Raw genomic sequence first — 16,168 nt, forward strand, 5'->3', positions numbered from 1 at the left:
GTCAAGGCCCCCGGTCCGCCGGGGGCCTTTCTTCGTCGATCCACTTCGGAATCCACGGTGAGTCGTACGCAAACTGCTGCAGTTCGAAGCCCCATGGCCACGACGATCCCGAGATTCCGGCGTTCGGGATGCATGACGCCAGCGAACTACAGCACGGGTGGACGCCCGACGCGTTCCTGGAGGAACTGGGCAAGCAGGGTGAACTGATCGGCGGCGAAGCACTGGGCGACCCGAAGTCCTCGACCCTCTACCGGGTCAAGAACGGCGACCCGATCGCGTCCGACGGCCCGTACGCCGAGACCAAGGAACAGTTCGCCGGCTTCTTCCTCATCGATGTGCAGGACCGCGCTCGCGCCGAAGAAGTCGCGGTGAAGTTCGCCGGTCCGGGCGAGACGATCGAGTTGCGGCCGACGATGTGGCCCGGCGGCGAGGACCAGTGACGATCAGCTGCTCATGCCCTCGGCGACCATCGGGCAACGGATCAGTCGCGCGAAGACCACGATCCGTGAGGCCGGGCTCACCGCGCCGACCGACCGCTGCTCGCCGACCCGGCACAACGGGGCAACCACCGACTCCATGCCACCCGCGCGCACCTGCTCGAACTCGCCGGGGAGGATGAGCCGGCCCGCGGCGGCGTTCGCTCTCGCGGCGAGCCTGACGCACAGCATCCCCGAGCAGCGCTACCTCAACGCCAAGGCCGCACGGGTCAGCCTCTGAGCAGGAACTCCCGCAGTTCGTCCACCGTGTCGACGATCGCGTCGGGGTCCAGTGACTCCAGCACCTCGCGCGTACCGGCACCCCAGGTCACCGCGACGGACGCCATGCCCGCCGCGCGAGCGGCCAGCACGTCGACGTCCGCGTCACCGATGTACACGCAATCCGACGGGTCGGCACCGAGAGCATCGGCGGCGAACAGCAGCGGGTCGGGTTCGGGCTTGTGCTTGGCCGTCTCGTCCATCCCGGCCAGCACGTCGATCGCCTCGTCCAACCCGACCACCCGCAATCCCTGCAGGACGGTGGACGCCTTCTTCGATGAAACGACACCGAGCCGGATCCCCTTGCCGGACAGCGACTTCAGTAGCTCCGGCATCCCCTCGACGCGCTCGATCAGGGCGTCGTGCTGGGCGAGGTTCCAGTCACGGTAGGTCGCGGTCAGCTCTTCGCCGCGGCCCGGGTAACGCTCCTCGAACACCGGCTGCAGCGGACGCCCGATCCACGAACGCACCTCCACCTCGTCCACCGCCGGCAACCCGGAGGTCTCCAAGGTGTGGTGGTAGGACTGCACGATCAGCGGGATCGTGTCGGCCAGGGTGCCGTCGAAGTCGAACAGGGCAACGGGTCGAAAACTCACCCGAGAACCGTACGACTGCCCGCGAGGTGCGCGGTCGTGCGGGCGAGGTTCGCCGTCAGCAGGTCTGGCCGTCCGGCGGCAGAGTGCCGTTCAGCAAGTACCCGTCGACGGCGTCGTTGACGCACTCGCTCTGGCCGTAGGCGGTGTGTCCGTCGGCGTCGAAGGTGAGCAGGCGCGCGTGCTTGAGGTCCTTTGCCAGACGCTGCGCGAAGGCGAGCGGCGTCGCGGGGTCACGGGTGTTGCCGATCACCAAGATCGGGCCGGCGCCGTCGGCGGTGACCTTCTTCTGCTTGCCGGTCGCCGGCACCTTCCACTCACCGCAGGTGAGCGAACCCCAGGCCAGCATGTTGCCCCAGGTCGGCGCCTTCTTGGCGAACTCCGTTGCGTCCTTTGCATATTCGTCCAGGTTGTTGCTCGCCTTACGGTCGAGACACGACACCGCGTAGAACGCCTGCATCGAGTTGTCCTGGTAGGCACCGTTGGCCTGTCGGCCGGCATACTGGTTGGCCATTGCCATCAACGGCTTGGGGTCGCCGCCCATCGCCGCCTTCAGCGCCTCGGTCAGGGACGGCCAACTCGCCTTGGAGTAGAACCCGAGCGCGAGACCGAGCGTGGCCCAGCCCTCGGTGAACCGGGTGACCGGGCCTTCGCCGGAGATCGGCAACGGCTTGGCGTCGAGCTGCTTCAGGAATGTGCGGATGCGCTGCATGCCGGCATCGACGGTCGAGCCGAGATAGCAGTCGCCCTTGCTGACACAGTCCTCGACATAGCTGCGGGTCGCTGCCTCGAATCCGGTGGCCTGTCCGAGGTTCATCTCCTGGGAGGTGACGTCGGGCGGCACCACGCCGTCGAGCACGAAGCGTCCGACGCGCTGGGGGAACAGGTCGGCGTAGGTCGATCCGATGAAGGTTCCGTAGGAGAAGCCGAGGTAGTCCAGCTTCTCGCTGCCGAGTGCGGCGCGCAGCACGTCGAGATCCTTGGCCACCTCGACGGTGGAGACGTGCCCGAGCAGCGGTCCGGCCTTGTCCTTGCAGGCCTGCGCGAAGGTGCCGACCGACTTCTGCACCGAGGACTGCTCGGTCTTGTCGTCGGGAGTCGGGTCGATGCCGAGCATGGTGTCCATCTCGGCGTCGGACGCACAGGTGATCGGCGCCGAGCGCCCCACGCCGCGCGGGTCGAACCCGACGACGTCGAACGACTCGAGCACCTTCGGCGTCACGACCCCGTCGGCCATCGCGCCGTAGTCGTAGCCGCTCGCCCCGGGACCGCCCGGGTTGACCACGAGGGAGCCTTTGGCCTTGCCCTTCGCGGCGACCTTCGACAACGCGAGTTGGATCGTCTGGCCACCCGGGTCGGCGTAGTCGACCGGAACGGTGAGCTTGGCGCACTTCACGCCTTCGCAGTCGCCCCACGTCAGCTTCTGCGTGTAGAACTTCTCCAGCGCCTTGGCCGGGTCCGCCGCGCCGGTCGAAGAAGAACCGGATGTCGTGGCGGCGCCGGACGAGGGCTGGGAGCCGACCGGGGACGAGGTGCTCGCCCCGTCGTCCGAACCACCGCTGCAGGCACTGAGGGCCAGCGCGGACGCGGCGAGCAGTGCGAGCGTCGACCGTCCGGTTCGGCGCGAGGAGGTGAGTGAGGTGCGGCTCATGGTCCTCAACGCTACGTCAGGTCATGCCTGCACGCGCAGCGAGATCATCATCGCTTCCAGGGCCAGCAGCGGCGGGACGTTGGCGTCGATGCGCTCGCGGGCGGTGCCGATCGCGTCCATCGCCCCGAGCAACGATTCGGGGGCGTGCTGCGCGAGGGTCTCGACCTGGACGCGGTGATCCTGGTTGATCAATGGGACCGGGCTACCCGTCTGCGTCACCAGCGCGTCGCGGTAGATCGACATCAGATCGACCAGAGACCGGTCGATGACATCACGGGTGATGCGCGTGGCGCGGGTCTTCTGTTCTTTCTCCAGCGCCGCCAATTGTGAACGGACGTGCGGTGGCTGGGTGCGGGCTGCGGCATCGGCGCCGAGCTGCTCGAGCAGTCGCTCGCGTTCGGCCGCGTCGCGTTCACCTGCGGCTGCTGCCGACTCCTGCTTGGCGAGGCTGTCGAGTGCCTCGGCCGCGCGGATCGCGTCGCCGAGCGACCGGATGGACCCGGCGAGGTTGAGGGTGTCGGAGCGCCGCCCCCGGGCGGCGTCGTCCTTGGCCAGGCGCTTGGCCAGACCGACATGGGACTGTGCCGCTGCAGCGGCGAGCAGACCCTGTTCCTTCGGGACGCCGTCGCGACGCTCGAGCAGGTCGGCCACCGCCTCGATGGACGGGGTGCGCAACCGCACGTGCCTTGAGCGGGAGCGGATGGTGATGATGACGTCCTCGAGGCTGGGTGCGCACAGCAACCACACGGTGCGGGCGACCGGTTCCTCCAAGGCCTTCAGCAGGGCATCGGCGGCGCGCTCGGTGAGGCGGTCGGCGTCCTCGATGAGGATGACCTGCCACGGCCCGACGGACGGCGAGTGCTGAGCGGCGACGGCGAGTTCGCGGGCGTCGCGCACCTGGATCGACAGACCCTGCGTGGCCAACACGGTGAGATCGGCGTGCGAGCCGTCGATCACCGTTCGACATTCCCGGCAGGCGCCACACCCGTTGTCGGGGCACTGCAGAGCGGCGGCGAACGCCCGGGCCGCGGTGGAGCGTCCCGAACCAGGCGGGCCCGTGAACAACCACGCGTGCGTCATGGAGCCCGGGGTGGTGACTGCTCGCTGCAGCGTGGCGACGACCTCGGGCTGACCGACGACATCGGCCCAGACGCCGGACTCCACTCCGGTGGCCGGACTCATGCCCTCATCCCGAGCAACGCGGTGACACGGGTGCGGATCTCGCCGGCGAGCTCGTCCCGGTCGCGTGCGGCGTCGAGGACGAGGTAACGCTCGGGTGCCTGGCGCGCCATGGCCAAGAACTGCTGACGGACCCGGTGATGGAAGTCGTCCGCCTCCCGCTCCAGCCGGTCGTGGGAGTCGCCGCGGCGGGCCCTGCCGACGGCGGGGTCGACGTCCAGGACGATCGTCAGGTCGGGGACCAGATCGTGGGTCGCCCACATCGACAGGCGGCGGACGTCGTCGGCATCGAGATCACGCCCCTCCCCCTGATAAGCAACCGAGGAGTCGAGGTAACGGTCCTGCAGCACGACGTCACCGCGCTCGAGCGCCGGACGGACCAGCGTCGCGATGTGGTGGGCACGGTCGGCTGCGAACAGCAGCGCCTCGGCTCGCGGCTCGACGTGATCGCCGTGCAGGAGCAACTGCCGGATCTGGGCGCCCAAGGGGGTGCCGCCGGGTTCACGGGTGACCACCACTGTGCGCTCGACCGAGCGCAACCACTGGGCCAGCGCCTCGATCTGGGTGGTCTTGCCGGCGCCGTCGCCACCTTCGAAGACGATGAAACCGGTGGCGTTCGACATGGCGGCAAGCCTAGGCGAGCCCACCGACACGCGCCCTGCGGATCCCGCAGACCGCTCAGCGGGCGAAGATGCCGACCGCGTCGTATGCGATCCAGCTGCCGTGGTCCTTGGCGATGTCGAGCACGTTCTCGCCGAGACGTAGAGCCTCGCGCGGCACGGCCGCCTCGAAGTGGGCCGGCCCGGCTCCCGAACCCGGGACGACGAGGCTCGCGTACACCTCGCCGATGGTCTCGTCGAACAACAGCGACTCCAGCGCCTGCCCGTTCACCTCGATGCTGGCCGAGCCGGCGCGGGTGGGATGTCGATCCACCAGCCAAAGTGCCAGGTCGAGGTCGTCGGTAGGGATCTGGTCGAGGTCGAAACGCAGCCGGAAGCGGTGACTGCGGCGACCGGCCCAGGCGTCCTCCGGTCCGGGCTGCACATAGCTCCAGCGTCGGTCGGGGCGGTCGAACCCGTACCGGAAGTCGACATCGGCCGGGAACGTCGTCCGGTAGTGCACGAAACCCCAGGTGCTGATCGCCAGGTCGAGGCCGTTGCCGTCGAACGCACCGACGACGGCCACCGGCCGACCGGTCACCGTGACCGATGTCCGTGAGGACGCCACGGCGATGGTGGTCATGAGGTGTTCGCCGTGACTGGTGACCGCGATGATGCGGTAGGACCACGTGCCGGAGCGGGGACCGAGACCGCGGTGGACGAAACGGGTCCCGGTCGTCACCGAGAGCAGGGTGGCGCTGTTCGGACGCCAGTTCTCCCGACGGCCCTGCACACCGTGCACCTCGTAGGCAGACACCGGACCGAAGGGCTTCCAGGACAACCGGATCGCGCCGACTTCCGGCACGAGGACGAAGCCGCGGTCGGCGACGTGCCAGGGCACACTCACCTCTGCCGTGTCGCTCATCGCCATCCCTTGCAGTCGCCACCCCTGGTATCAAGCCATCGTGCGCGACCCGTCCGACGCCACGGCAACGTCGAGGTGAACATCTCGGGCGTAGGGTCGGGCCATGCAGAGTCGACTCGCCGAACCGCTCACCCGAGACCTGGAACGAATCGCCCGCAGGGCCCAGATCGACAGTCGCACACCGGGACTCGTAGCGGGTGTCGCCCGGGACGGCGCGATCGCGTGGTCGACGGCCGTCGGGTCCGCCGATCTCGACGACCCGTCCGTGCCGCTCGGCGACGACACCCAGTTCCTGGTCGCGTCCAACACCAAGACGTTCACCGCGGCGCTGGTGATGCAGCTGCGGGACGAGGGCAAAGTCGACCTCGACGATCGGCTCGACCAGCACCTCCCCGGCGTCGAGCACGGTGCGGTGACCGTCCGTCAGTTGCTGATCCACGGCAGCGGGATGCAGCGCGAACCCGTCGGAGACGTCTGGGACACACTGCAATTCCCGGACCGAGAGGGCCTGGTCGCGGGCTGGAACGAGGCCGAACGCATCGGCCGACCGCACCTTGTGTGGCACTACTCGAATCTCGGGTACGCACTGCTGGGCGAGCTGGTTGCGCGGCTCGACGGCCGCGAGTGGGAGCAGTCGCTGCAGACCCGGCTCCTGGACCCGATCGGACTCAAGCGGTCCACGCTGCAGCTCGCTGCACCGCACTCCGGCCAGTACTACGTGGCACCGTTCACCGATGTACCGGTGCGAGAACCGTTGTTGGACAAGGGAGCCACGTCCGCCGCGGGTGCGTTGTGCAGCACTCTCGGCGACATGATGCGTTGGCACCAGTTCCTGCTCGATCCCGACGACAGTGTGCTGCGCAAGGACACCGTCGAGGAGATGACCACACCGCAATTGCTGGTCGACGGATCGTGGGGCGGCGGTTGGGGCCTGGGCTTCCAACTCGTCCGCAAGGACGGACGCACCTGGTTCGGCCACACCGGCGGCCTGCCCGGCGGCATCACCGGTTTCTTCTCCCATGCGGACTCGGGTGTCAGCGCCGGCGTCCTCATGAACGCCACCAATGCGATCGAACCCGATGTCACAGCGGTCCAGCTCGGATCCTTTGTGGCACAGGAGGATCCGGCGATGCCGAAGCCGTGGATGCCCGGTTCCACGACACCCGACGGCTTCACCGAGCTCACCGGGCGCTGGTTCTCCGAAGGGTCCGGCTTCACGTTCGTCATCCGCGACGGACAACTGCAGGCCAAGCTCGACCGTGCGCCGGACACCGCGAAGTGGTCGGTCTTCGAGAAGCTGGGGGACGACGTCTTCCGCACCATCGCCGGGCGTGAGAAGGGTGAACGCCTGGTCGTCCGCCGTGACTCGAACGGTGCTGTGCGACAGATGAATTGGGCCACCTACAAGTTCACGCGTGAGCCGTTGCCCTTCGGCTGACACCGGACACGAAGAACGGGCGGAGCCGACCGGCTCCGCCCGTTCTCGATCGCCCGCTCAGGAAGGGGTCACTCCCAGGTGAGGCGGTTCTTGGAGTTGGCGTAGGTCACCGTCTTCGAGGTGGCACCGGTGATCTGGTAGATGTAGCAGCCGCTGCCGGACTGGCCGACCTCGATCTTCTCGTAGCTGCTCTTGCAGTCGTCGGTCGAGCCGTACATGCGCTTCGCCTTCTGGCCCGAACCGAAGGACGGGTACAGCCACAGGCCGTTCACCGAACTGGAGTAGAAGCTGCCACTGGTCTTGACCGGGCTCACATCGAAGTTGATGTAGTAGACGGTGCCGTCGGACTTCTTCAGGTTCTTCTCGCTGTAGATCGACTCCGGGGCGACCTTCAGTTCCTTTACGGTCAGACGGAAGACCTTGCCGCTCTCGTCGATCACGGCCGGCTGGTTGAACTTCAAGGTGGTGCCACGCGGGGTGACGTCGGTCGGGCCGGAGTCAGCGGTGGTGCTGGACTCCGAGGACGCCGACGAGGTCTCCGAGCTGGTCGGCGACTCCGAGGTCGTGCTCGACTCGGAAGTGGATGTCGAGGTCTGCGAGCTGGAAGGCGACTCGGAGGTGCTGGTGGACTCCGAGCTGGTCGAGGACGACGTGCTCGAAGAGTTGGTGACGGTCGTGTCGCTGTTGCAAGCGGTCAGGCCGAGCGCGCCGACCAGTGCGAGCGAGGTGACGGCGACGCGGTTGCGCATGGCGGTGCTGGACATGTTGTTTCTCCCTGTGTGTCGAAGCGGAACTGCCTGTGTGACGACATCCCCGGCAGTTCGGTTCCCCGTAGTTCCGAACAGATCCTGACCGGTTTTTCCTGCCTACGGGGGTGACGCAAGCCGAACTTCACCGAACCCTCAGCCGCTCGCCTTCTTGGCAGCGGCCTTCTTCGCGGTCGTCTTCTTGGCAGCAGCCTTCTTCGTCGTCTTCTTGGCTGTCTTCTTCGCCGCCCGTTTACGGGTGGTCGGTCCCTTGGCCCGCTTCTCGGCGAGCAGTTCGAACCCGCGCTCGGGCGTGATCGTCGACGGGTCGTCGTCCTTGCGCAGCGTCGCGTTGGTCTCGCCGTCGGTGACGTACGGCCCGAACCGTCCGTCCTTCACCACGACCGGCTTGCCCGACGCGGGGTCCTCTCCGAGCTCCTTCAACGGTGCCACCGCCGCGCGACCGCGCTGCTTGGGCTGTGCGTAGATCGCGAGCGCCTCGTCCAGCGTGATGTCGAAGATCTGCGCCTCGGTCTGCAACGACCGTGAGTCGGTGCCCTTCTTCAGGTAGGGCCCGTAACGGCCGTTCTGGGCAGTGATCTCGACCGTCTCACCTTTGTCGTCCGTCGTCTCACCGACAACGCGCGGCAGGCTGAGCAGCTTCAGCGCGGTGTCGAGTTCGATCGTGCCCAGGTCCATGTCCTTGAACAGCGACGCCGTGCGCGGCTTCGCCTTCTTGGCGCCACGCTTGGGCTTCTCCTCGCCCTCGGGCTCGGGCAGCACCTCGGTGACGTACGGGCCGTAACGGCCGGCCTTCGCAACGATCTCGTGGCCGGACTGCGGGTCCGTGCCGAGCACGCGTCCGTCGTCGCCGGCCTGTTCGAGCAGTTCGCGGGCCTTCTCCGGCGTCATCTCGTCCGGCGCGATGTCGTCGGTGATGGACGCACGGCGCGGGTCCTTCACCTCGGCGCCCTCGGTGACCTCGCCGGTGTTCGGGTCGATGCCGGCCGGGGCGAGCTCCTCGACGTACGGGCCGTACCGCCCGACGCGGACCGCGATGTTGTCGCCGATCCGGATGGTCGAGATCTCGCGGGCGTCGATCTCACCGAGGTCCTCGACCATCCGGCGCAGACCCTCGCGCGACTCCTGTGGTCCACCGAAGTAGAACTTGGTCAGCCAGGCAACGCGCTGCTCGTCACCGCTGGCGATCTGATCGAGGTCCTCCTCCATCGAGGCGGTGAAGTCGTAGTCGACCAGGCTCGGGAAGTGCTCCTCCATGAGTCGGGTCACCGCGAACGCGAGCCAGGTCGGGATGAGCGCAGACCCGCGCTTGTTGATGTAGCCGCGGTTGGTGATAGTGGCGATCGTGGGCTCGTAGGTCGACGGGCGGCCGATGCCCTTGTCCTCCATCGCCTTCACGATCGAAGCCTCGGTGTAGCGCGGCGGCGGGGAGGTCTCGTGCCCCTTGGCCTCGGCGTCCAACACCTCCAGGCGCACACCCTCGGACAGCTTCGGCAGACGGCGCTCGGTCGGGGTGCCGTCGGCGCCCCGCTCGACGTCGCGGCCTTCCTCGTACGCAGCCAGGAAGCCGCGGAAGGTGATGACGGTGCCGCTGGCGGTGAACTCCGCCGACTTCGCACCCGCCGCGTCGACCGGGACGGCCAGCTTGACGGTCGCGGTCGAGCCGCGGGCGTCCGCCATCTGCGAGGCGACGGTGCGCTTCCAGATCAGTTCGTAGAGAGCGAATTCGGTGCCGCGCAACTCGCCGGCCACCTGTGCCGGAGTGCGGAAACGATCACCGGCGGGGCGGATCGCCTCGTGCGCCTCCTGCGCACCCTTGGACTTGCCGGCATATCGACGCGGGGCGTCCGGCACATACTCGGCGCCGTACAGATCACGAGCCTGAGCCCGGGCAGCGGTGAGCGCCGACTCGCTGAGCACGACCGAGTCGGTACGCATGTAGGTGATGTAGCCGTTCTCGTACAGGCGCTGCGCGGCCCGCATCGTGTCGCGGCTGGACAGACGCAGTTTGCGGCTGGCTTCCTGCTGCAACGTCGAGGTGATGAACGGCGCACTCGGACGCCGGGTGTACGGCTTCTCCTGGACGGAGGTTACGTCGGCGTGGCTGGCACGGGCAGCCTCGGCAACCGCGTTCGCGCGCTGGGAGTCGAGGTGGACGACGTCCTTGGCGGTGAGTTCACCGGCGTCGTTGAAATCGCGGCCGGTCGCGACCCGCGTGCCGTCCAGAGCGGTGAGGCGAGCGCCGAACTGCTGCCCACCGTTGACCGTGAACTCGCCGTCGACATCCCAGTAGGAGGCGGCCCGGAACGCCATACGCTCCCGCTCGCGCTCGACGATCATCCGGGTGACGACCGACTGGACGCGTCCGCCGGACAGGCCCTGACGAACCTTGCGCCACAGGACCGGGCTGATCTCGTAGCCGTAGAGACGGTCGAGGATGCGGCGGGTCTCCTGGGCGTCGACCAGGTAGGTGTCGAGGTCGCGGGTGTTGTTGGCGGCGCGCTGGATCGCTTCCTTGGTGATCTCGTGGAACACCATGCGCTTGACCGGCACCTTGGGCTTCAGCACCTCGAGCAGGTGCCACGCGATGGCCTCGCCCTCGCGGTCCTCATCGGTGGCGAGCAGGAGTTCGTCGGCGTCCTTGAGGGCGCGCTTGAGCTCGGAGACCTTCTTCTTCTTGTCGGCATCGACGACGTAGTAGGCCTCGAAGCCGTTGTCGACGTCGACCGCGAACTTGCCGAACGGGCCCTTCTTCATGTCGGCCGGCAGTTCGGACGGGGTGGGCAGGTCACGGATGTGACCGGCGCTCGCGTCGACCACGTAGTCGGACCCGAGGAAGCTGCCGATTTTCTTCGCCTTGGCGGGCGACTCGACGATGACCAGCTTGCGCGACACTTCGATGTGCTCCTTGTCTGCGGCTGCGTGCAGCGGATTCGTCGCTGCTTCGACGCGAGCCGCCTTGAAGGTAACGCCTCCCGCGGGTTTGCGCTGAATCGGCCCACGCCGGTGTGGCGCACCTCACCGGCGTCGCGTCAGGTGCGGACCAGGAAGCCTGTCTCCACGAGGCGGGTCACGATCGGCTGCGCACGTTCGAGCAGATCGCGCTCGTCGCGTTCGAGCAGGGTTGCGATGGCGACGAGCGCCTGACGGGCGGTGAGGTCGCCGTCGGCGACACTCAGGTAGGCGGAGATCGCGGTGTCGATGTGCAGCTGCCGGCCGAGCCCGCCGCCCTGGGTGATGCGGATGACCGATGGGTCGTCGGCGCCGGGAGCGGCGAACCGTTCCTCGGTGACGTCGTCGGCGACCCGCCAGTTCTGGTCGAGCACCTCGTCCGGATGCTCGGCGCACCAGGTGAGCGCCGCGAGTTCGGCGTCGACGGCCGGGCCCACCGGCGAGGCGACCGGGCCTCTGTGTTCTTCGAGCACCTGGAAGCGGCGGCGCTTGGTCGCCGGCCGTTGCAGCGTGATGACGCCGAAACCGATACTTGCGACGCCGCGGGCGTCGAAGTCGTCCAGCCAGGCGGCATACATGCGCTCGTACGCCTCGGTACCGGGCCGGTGACCCCCATCGCGGATCCACAGTTCGGCGTACTCGGCCGGGTCCTGCGTCTCGCGCTGTACGACCCAGGCGTCAAGCTCGGTCGGGGCGAGCCACTCCCGGACGACGTCCTGCCAGTCGGTGCCGCCAGGCACCTCCCAGTTGCCGAGGAGTTGGGCGACGCCGCCGGGTTCGAGATGCGCTTCGACCTGCTGGACGACGGTGCGGACAAGACAATCACCCACCATTCCGCCGTCGCGGTACTCGAACAACGGCACGCCGGCGACACGTGGGGTGATCACGAACGGCGGGTTGCTGACGATCAGATCGAAGCGTTCGCCGGCCACCGGTTCGAACAGCGAGCCCGACCGAACGTCCCACCGCTCGCCGTTGAGCACCGCGTTGAACCGAAGGATCTCGACGGCCCGCGCCGACAGATCAGTGGCGATGATCCGTTCGCAGTGCGCGCCGAGGTGCAGAGCCTGGACGCCACAGCCGGCTCCCATGTCGAGGGCTCCCGCCGCCGGGCGGCGCACCGTCCAGGAGGCGAGAGTGGTGGAGGCTCCGCCGATGCCGAGCACGTGGTCGTCGGGCAGGGGTCCGCCGGTGACCAGTTCGGACAGGTCGGAAACGACCCAGCAGTCGTGGGTGTCGTCGGCGTGCGGTCGCAGGTCGAATCGTGCTCGCCCGTCATCGGCCAGCAGTCCCAGCTCACGCAGTCCGTGCGACCGCAGGCCCGGGACCGCGACGTCCAGCAGTTCACCGGGCACGGCGTCGCCGAGGGTGAAGAAGCGGATCAGCACGTCGAGCGGATCGTCGTCGGTGACGACCCGCCGCGCGGGCGTGACCTGTTCGCGGTGAAGTGCGGCGGCCGCGACCGGGCCGAGACGTTGTTGGACACCGTCAACGGTGAACGCCGCCGACCTGAGGTCGGCGGCGAGTGCCGTGAGGAGTTCCGGGTCGGCGTGCAGCCCGGTGTGGTTCACATCGATGAAGCGGCGTCCGGCTCGACCTTCGCGGCGAGCGCGGCGTCGACCGAGTCGTACAGGTGGAAGACCTTGTCGAGGCCGGTGATCTTGAAGTTGCGCAACGTGCGCTCCTGAGCACCCGCGAGCACGAGGTCACCGTCGACCAGACGTACTGCCTTGAGGCGTCCAACGAGCACACCGAGACCGGTGGAGTCGAGGAAGGGCACATCGGACAGGTCCACGATGAGATCGTGGCTGCCGTCTGCGATCACCCGGCTCAACTCATCGCGTACCCTCGGAGCGGTCGAGACATCGATCTCGCCAACAAGCTGCAGAATCGTGCGCCCGTCTTCCTGGCGCCGTGTCACCGTCAGATCCACTGGCAGGGTCCCATCCATGGTCGTCATTAGGGCAGTGCAAGCACGCGCGGCAAGAGCCGCACGCATGCACCATACGCTCAAGTAGCGCACTTCGCCTATCCGTAGTTCGAGGACCACGCTTGCCCATGACCAGTTCCGCGCCTGACCCGTTCGAGCCGGCTTCTGCCCTCGGACGACTCACGGGCACGGGCACCGGCGGGCTGATACATGTCGAAACCATCCCGGGTCGGCCCGCCGATCTGCGTGACTGGCCGGACTGGGTGGATCCCCAGGTGGAGGCTGCTGTGCGAGGGTCCGGCGTGACCTCGCTGTGGTCGCATCAGCGCCGAGCCGCCGACCTGGTACACAGCGGCGAGGATGTCGTCCTGTGCACCGGCACCGCCTCGGGCAAGAGCCTGGGATATCAGTTGCCGATGCTGAGCGCGGTCAGTGCGGGCGCGGACGCACCCACCGGCCGCGGCGCGACCGCGTTGTACCTCGCACCGACGAAGGCCCTGGCCGCGGACCAGGAGGCTCGCATCCGTTCCTGGGCGATCCCTACGGTGCGGGCGGCGGTGCTCGACGGTGACACCCCTCGCGACGAACGCCGCTGGATCCGCGACCACGCGGGTCTGATCCTGAGCAACCCCGATCTGCTGCACCACACCCTGTTGCCGACACACGAACGCTGGGCATCGTTCTTCCGTTCGCTCCAGGTCGTGGTCGTGGACGAGTGTCACCAGTACCGAGGCGTCTTCGGTACCCACGTGGCGCTGGTCCTTCGCCGGCTCCGCCGGGTGGCGGCACGGTACGGATCCGATCCCGTCTTCGTGCTGGCCTCAGCGACCATCGCTTCCCCGGCCGGCCATGCGAGCGCCCTGGTGGGACGACCGGTCACCGCGGTGACCGATGACGGGTCTCCCCGCCAGGAGTTGACCTTCGGGCTCTGGCGGCCGGGCATGGTCGACACCCCGCAGGGCGAGGTGCAGCGCGGCGCGATCGCCGAGACCGCCGATCTAATGACCCGGCTGGTCGACGACGGCGTGCAGACCCTGGCGTTCGCCAAGTCGCGCGTCGGGGTGGAACGAGTGGCCGACTCGGTGCGGCACCACGTCACCGAGCCGACGACGCAGATCGCCGCCTATCGCGGTGGTTACCTTCCCGAGGAACGTCGTGCGATCGAGCGAGACCTGCGCACCGGACGGCTGCGCGGTGTGGCCGCCACGAACGCGCTGGAACTCGGCATCGACGTCAGCGGTCTGGACGCGGTGATCGTCGCTGGCTGGCCAGGCACCACCGCGTCGTTGTGGCAGCAGGTCGGGCGGGCCGGTCGCAGCGGGCGGCGGTCCCTGGCGCTCTTCGTCGCGGCCGACGACCCGCTGGACACCTATCTGGTGGATCACCCGGAGTCGCTGTTCGGCCGTCCGGTCGAGCCGTCGGTGATCAACCCGGAGAACCCGCACGTTCTGGCACCGCACCTCGCGGCGGCCGCCTATGAACTGGCGCTCACGCCGGACGATGTCGAGTACTTCGGTGAGAGCCTGCCCCAACTCGCCGACACCCTTGCCCGCGCGAGGATCCTGCGTAGCCGCCCGCGAGGCTGGTTCTGGGACCGCGACGACCGTCCGGGTGACCATCTGAACCTGCGTGGCAACCTCGGCACTCCCGTGGCGATCGTCGAGAAGCGCAGCGGAGCGGTGCTCGGAACGGTGGACGGTGATCGTGCCGAGACGACCGTGCACACCGGTGCGGTGTACGTGCATCAAGGCAAGACGTACGTCGTGACGAACTACGACGTCGAGGCGGCGCTGGCCGAAGTCACCCCCGGCGACCCGGGTTGGACGACCTGGGCGACGTCGGACTCCCAGTTCGAGATCGCGCAGGTCGAGGCCGGCGGCCGGCACGCAGACCTGGAATGGCACTACGGACAGATCGTCGTCCACAAGCAGGTGACCGGGTTCTTACGGCGGCTGCCGGGCGGTGAGGTGATCGGTCAGCACCCGCTCGACTTCCCGGTGCACACCTTGCGAACCCGGGGCACGTGGTGGACGCTGCCGGCCGACGTCCTCGCCGCGGCCGGCGTCGACGAGCCGTCACTGCCGGGCGCACTGCACGCCGCCGAGCACGCCGCGATCGGCCTGCTGTCCTTCGTCGCCCAGTCGGACCGGTGGGACGTCGGGGGTGTCTCGACCGCGCTGCACCAGGACACCGGCCTGCCGACCGTGGTCGTCTACGACGGGTTCCCGGGTGGTGCCGGCATCGCACACAGTGGATTCCGTCAGCCGGCGCGGTGGATCGAAGCCACGCTGGACGCCGTGCGCAACTGCCGTTGCCGCAGCGGGTGCCCGGCATGCATCCAGTCGCCCAAGTGCGGGAACGGTAACGAGCCGCTGGACAAGGACGGTGCGATCAAGGTGCTCGGGCTGGTGCGTGACTACCTGCGCCCTCCGGTCCGGCCCGCGATCGAGCCGTAGCCGGACCGAGCACACGGGACCGGGGCCGGACGGTGACGACGACCTCGAAGTCACCCGCACCGAGATCCGAGCAGCCGACCAGGGCGGCACCGTTGGCAGCAGCCACCTGGGACGCGGCGGCACACGCAGCCGTCGACTCCGCTCGGGCGACGGCGCCGGCAGCTGCGAGTGCTGCGAGGTCGGCGGCGGTGCGCGCTCGCGCCGAAGCCTGCTGCGCGCTCGCCAACGTGGCTGCAGCACCGAACAGCAGTACCGCCACCGCGACGACCCCGAGCATCAGCACACTGCCCGAACCTCGTTCCGAATCAGGGCTTTTCACCTGGTGCCTCCTCGATCGCCGCAACCGCAGAGGCGGAGAACCGGCCGGAAGGCACCAACCAGGCCGTCGCCCCGCGCGCCGGCAGGACGACGTGGACGCGTACCCGTTCGCCTTCACCGGAGATCTCGACGGACGCAGCGGGCGCTGCACGACGGGCGAGGCTGATCGACTCCGCCCGGCTGTCGCCACGTGCCGCCGACCGAGCGGCCAGTCGCGCAGCTTCCTCCGCGCGGGTGGCGGTGATCGCGTGCTGCGCCACCCCGAGCACCAGCAGAAGGGCGAACACCGCGGCAGGGAACGCAGCCGCGAGCTCGGCGCAGACCATGCCCGCGTCCCGTCGCCGAGCCCGGACGGCTGCGCTGCTCACCCCGCGACCGACAGGGCCGAGGTGATGATCCCGGTGAGCGCGGTCTTGACCGCCGCCGACTTCACGATCGCGATCAGCACGACTGCGAAGCTGACCGCGGCGAGGATGCCGACCGCGTACTCACTCGTGGCCATGCCGGATTCGGCACCGCCCTCGCGCACCGCGCGCCAACGCCGGGCGAGGACGCCGGGCAGGGTCTTCTCATTCATCTCGTTCTCCTTCGTGTTCGGATTCTGT

At 68.5% G+C, this 16,168-nt stretch carries 16 protein-coding genes; 4 read left to right on the forward strand and 12 right to left on the reverse strand.

Going from position 1 to position 16,168, the window contains the following annotated elements; genetic code table 11:
• Together EU513_RS01845 and EU513_RS01850 are read left to right on the forward strand one after the other, a co-directional pair.
• Positions 1 to 440: YciI family protein (locus tag EU513_RS01845; protein ID WP_370447333.1), on the forward strand; the 440-nt coding region annotated here is incomplete at its 5' end.
• A 13-nt stretch (positions 441 to 453) separates the two neighbouring features.
• Complete coding sequence (locus EU513_RS01850; protein ID WP_129624168.1) at positions 454 to 717, forward strand: hypothetical protein; 264 nt, start codon at positions 454 to 456, stop codon at positions 715 to 717.
• Here the strand turns inward: EU513_RS01850 and EU513_RS01855 are convergent.
• Genes EU513_RS01855 through EU513_RS01875 form a run of 5 tightly spaced genes read right to left on the reverse strand, consistent with a single transcriptional unit; the run spans position 707 to position 5,702 of the window.
• Positions 707 to 1,351 carry an HAD family hydrolase gene (locus EU513_RS01855; protein ID WP_129624169.1) on the reverse strand — a complete coding sequence of 215 codons (645 nt, stop codon included), beginning with the start codon at positions 1,349 to 1,351 and terminating at the stop codon, positions 707 to 709. The genes EU513_RS01850 and EU513_RS01855 overlap by 11 nt on opposite strands.
• Positions 1,352 to 1,406: 55 nt before the next feature.
• Positions 1,407 to 2,999 (reverse strand): alpha/beta hydrolase, encoded by a 1,593-nt coding sequence (locus EU513_RS01860; RefSeq protein ID WP_129624170.1) that lies wholly within the window; start codon positions 2,997 to 2,999, stop codon positions 1,407 to 1,409.
• 21 nt (positions 3,000 to 3,020) lie between these two features.
• Positions 3,021 to 4,181 carry a DNA polymerase III subunit delta' gene (locus tag EU513_RS01865; protein WP_129624171.1) on the reverse strand — a complete coding sequence of 387 codons (1,161 nt, stop codon included), beginning with the start codon at positions 4,179 to 4,181 and terminating at the stop codon, positions 3,021 to 3,023.
• Positions 4,178 to 4,801 carry a dTMP kinase gene (tmk, locus tag EU513_RS01870; RefSeq protein ID WP_129624172.1) on the reverse strand — a complete coding sequence of 208 codons (624 nt, stop codon included), beginning with the start codon at positions 4,799 to 4,801 and terminating at the stop codon, positions 4,178 to 4,180. The genes EU513_RS01865 and tmk overlap by 4 nt, the downstream gene beginning before the upstream one ends.
• Positions 4,802 to 4,856: 55 nt before the next feature.
• Positions 4,857 to 5,702: a polysaccharide lyase family protein gene (locus EU513_RS01875; RefSeq protein ID WP_168990099.1), complete on the reverse strand. Its 846-nt coding sequence runs from the start codon at positions 5,700 to 5,702 to the stop codon at positions 4,857 to 4,859.
• A gap of 103 nt (positions 5,703 to 5,805) precedes the next feature.
• Here EU513_RS01875 and EU513_RS01880 point away from each other — a divergent pair, with 103 nt between their 5' ends.
• Positions 5,806 to 7,140 (forward strand): serine hydrolase, encoded by a 1,335-nt coding sequence (locus tag EU513_RS01880; protein ID WP_129624174.1) that lies wholly within the window; start codon positions 5,806 to 5,808, stop codon positions 7,138 to 7,140.
• Between the two features lie 68 nt (positions 7,141 to 7,208).
• Here EU513_RS01880 and EU513_RS01885 read toward each other — a convergent pair whose 3' ends face one another.
• From EU513_RS01885 to EU513_RS01900, 4 genes are all read right to left on the reverse strand, one after another.
• Complete coding sequence (locus EU513_RS01885) at positions 7,209 to 7,904, reverse strand: hypothetical protein (RefSeq protein ID WP_129624175.1); 696 nt, start codon at positions 7,902 to 7,904, stop codon at positions 7,209 to 7,211.
• A 138-nt stretch (positions 7,905 to 8,042) separates the two neighbouring features.
• Positions 8,043 to 10,802 carry a type I DNA topoisomerase gene (topA, locus tag EU513_RS01890; protein ID WP_240795879.1) on the reverse strand — a complete coding sequence of 920 codons (2,760 nt, stop codon included), beginning with the start codon at positions 10,800 to 10,802 and terminating at the stop codon, positions 8,043 to 8,045.
• Positions 10,803 to 10,939: 137 nt separating this feature from the next.
• Positions 10,940 to 12,430, reverse strand: a complete 1,491-nt coding sequence (locus EU513_RS01895; protein WP_240795880.1) for a methyltransferase — start codon at positions 12,428 to 12,430, stop codon at positions 10,940 to 10,942.
• Positions 12,427 to 12,792, reverse strand: coding sequence for an STAS domain-containing protein (locus EU513_RS01900; RefSeq protein WP_129624487.1), 366 nt, complete (start codon positions 12,790 to 12,792; stop codon positions 12,427 to 12,429). Before EU513_RS01900 ends, EU513_RS01895 begins: the two co-directional genes overlap by 4 nt.
• A 125-nt stretch (positions 12,793 to 12,917) precedes the next feature.
• Between EU513_RS01900 and EU513_RS01905 the strand changes: the two genes are divergently transcribed.
• A complete protein-coding gene (locus tag EU513_RS01905; protein ID WP_129624177.1) occupies positions 12,918 to 15,245 on the forward strand; it encodes a DEAD/DEAH box helicase in 2,328 nt (775 codons plus the stop codon).
• Here the strand turns inward: EU513_RS01905 and EU513_RS01910 are convergent.
• Genes EU513_RS01910 through EU513_RS01920 form a run of 3 tightly spaced genes read right to left on the reverse strand, consistent with a single transcriptional unit; the run spans position 15,181 to position 16,140 of the window.
• Positions 15,181 to 15,564: an Rv3654c family TadE-like protein gene (locus tag EU513_RS01910; protein WP_240795881.1), complete on the reverse strand. Its 384-nt coding sequence runs from the start codon at positions 15,562 to 15,564 to the stop codon at positions 15,181 to 15,183. The two genes, EU513_RS01905 and EU513_RS01910, sit on opposite strands and share 65 nt — an antisense overlap.
• On the reverse strand, positions 15,551 to 15,931 hold the full coding sequence (locus EU513_RS01915) for a TadE family type IV pilus minor pilin (RefSeq protein WP_129624178.1): 381 nt from the start codon (positions 15,929 to 15,931) through the stop codon (positions 15,551 to 15,553). The genes EU513_RS01910 and EU513_RS01915 overlap by 14 nt, the downstream gene beginning before the upstream one ends.
• Positions 15,928 to 16,140, reverse strand: coding sequence for a DUF4244 domain-containing protein (locus EU513_RS01920; protein WP_129624179.1), 213 nt, complete (start codon positions 16,138 to 16,140; stop codon positions 15,928 to 15,930). Before EU513_RS01920 ends, EU513_RS01915 begins: the two co-directional genes overlap by 4 nt.
• Positions 16,141 to 16,168: the final 28 nt, after the last annotated feature.

The organism is Yimella sp. RIT 621 (assembly GCF_004146205.1).
Taxonomy (GTDB): domain Bacteria; phylum Actinomycetota; class Actinomycetes; order Actinomycetales; family Dermatophilaceae; genus Yimella; species Yimella lutea.

Bases quoted from the DNA above. Each gene is read 5' to 3' on its own strand.
- EU513_RS01850 (WP_129624168.1), top strand. From the start codon at position 454: ATGCCCTCGGCGACCATCGGGCAACGGATCAGTCGCGCGAAGACCACG.
- EU513_RS01875 (WP_168990099.1), bottom strand. From the start codon at position 5,702: ATGAGCGACACGGCAGAGGTGAGTGTGCCCTGGCACGTCGCCGACCGC.
- EU513_RS01885 (WP_129624175.1), bottom strand. From the start codon at position 7,904: ATGTCCAGCACCGCCATGCGCAACCGCGTCGCCGTCACCTCGCTCGCA.
- EU513_RS01865 (WP_129624171.1), bottom strand. From the start codon at position 4,181: ATGAGTCCGGCCACCGGAGTGGAGTCCGGCGTCTGGGCCGATGTCGTC.
- EU513_RS01920 (WP_129624179.1), bottom strand. From the start codon at position 16,140: ATGAATGAGAAGACCCTGCCCGGCGTCCTCGCCCGGCGTTGGCGCGCG.
- EU513_RS01905 (WP_129624177.1), top strand. From the start codon at position 12,918: ATGACCAGTTCCGCGCCTGACCCGTTCGAGCCGGCTTCTGCCCTCGGA.
- tmk (WP_129624172.1), bottom strand. From the start codon at position 4,801: ATGTCGAACGCCACCGGTTTCATCGTCTTCGAAGGTGGCGACGGCGCC.
- EU513_RS01880 (WP_129624174.1), top strand. From the start codon at position 5,806: ATGCAGAGTCGACTCGCCGAACCGCTCACCCGAGACCTGGAACGAATC.
- EU513_RS01860 (WP_129624170.1), bottom strand. From the start codon at position 2,999: ATGAGCCGCACCTCACTCACCTCCTCGCGCCGAACCGGACGGTCGACG.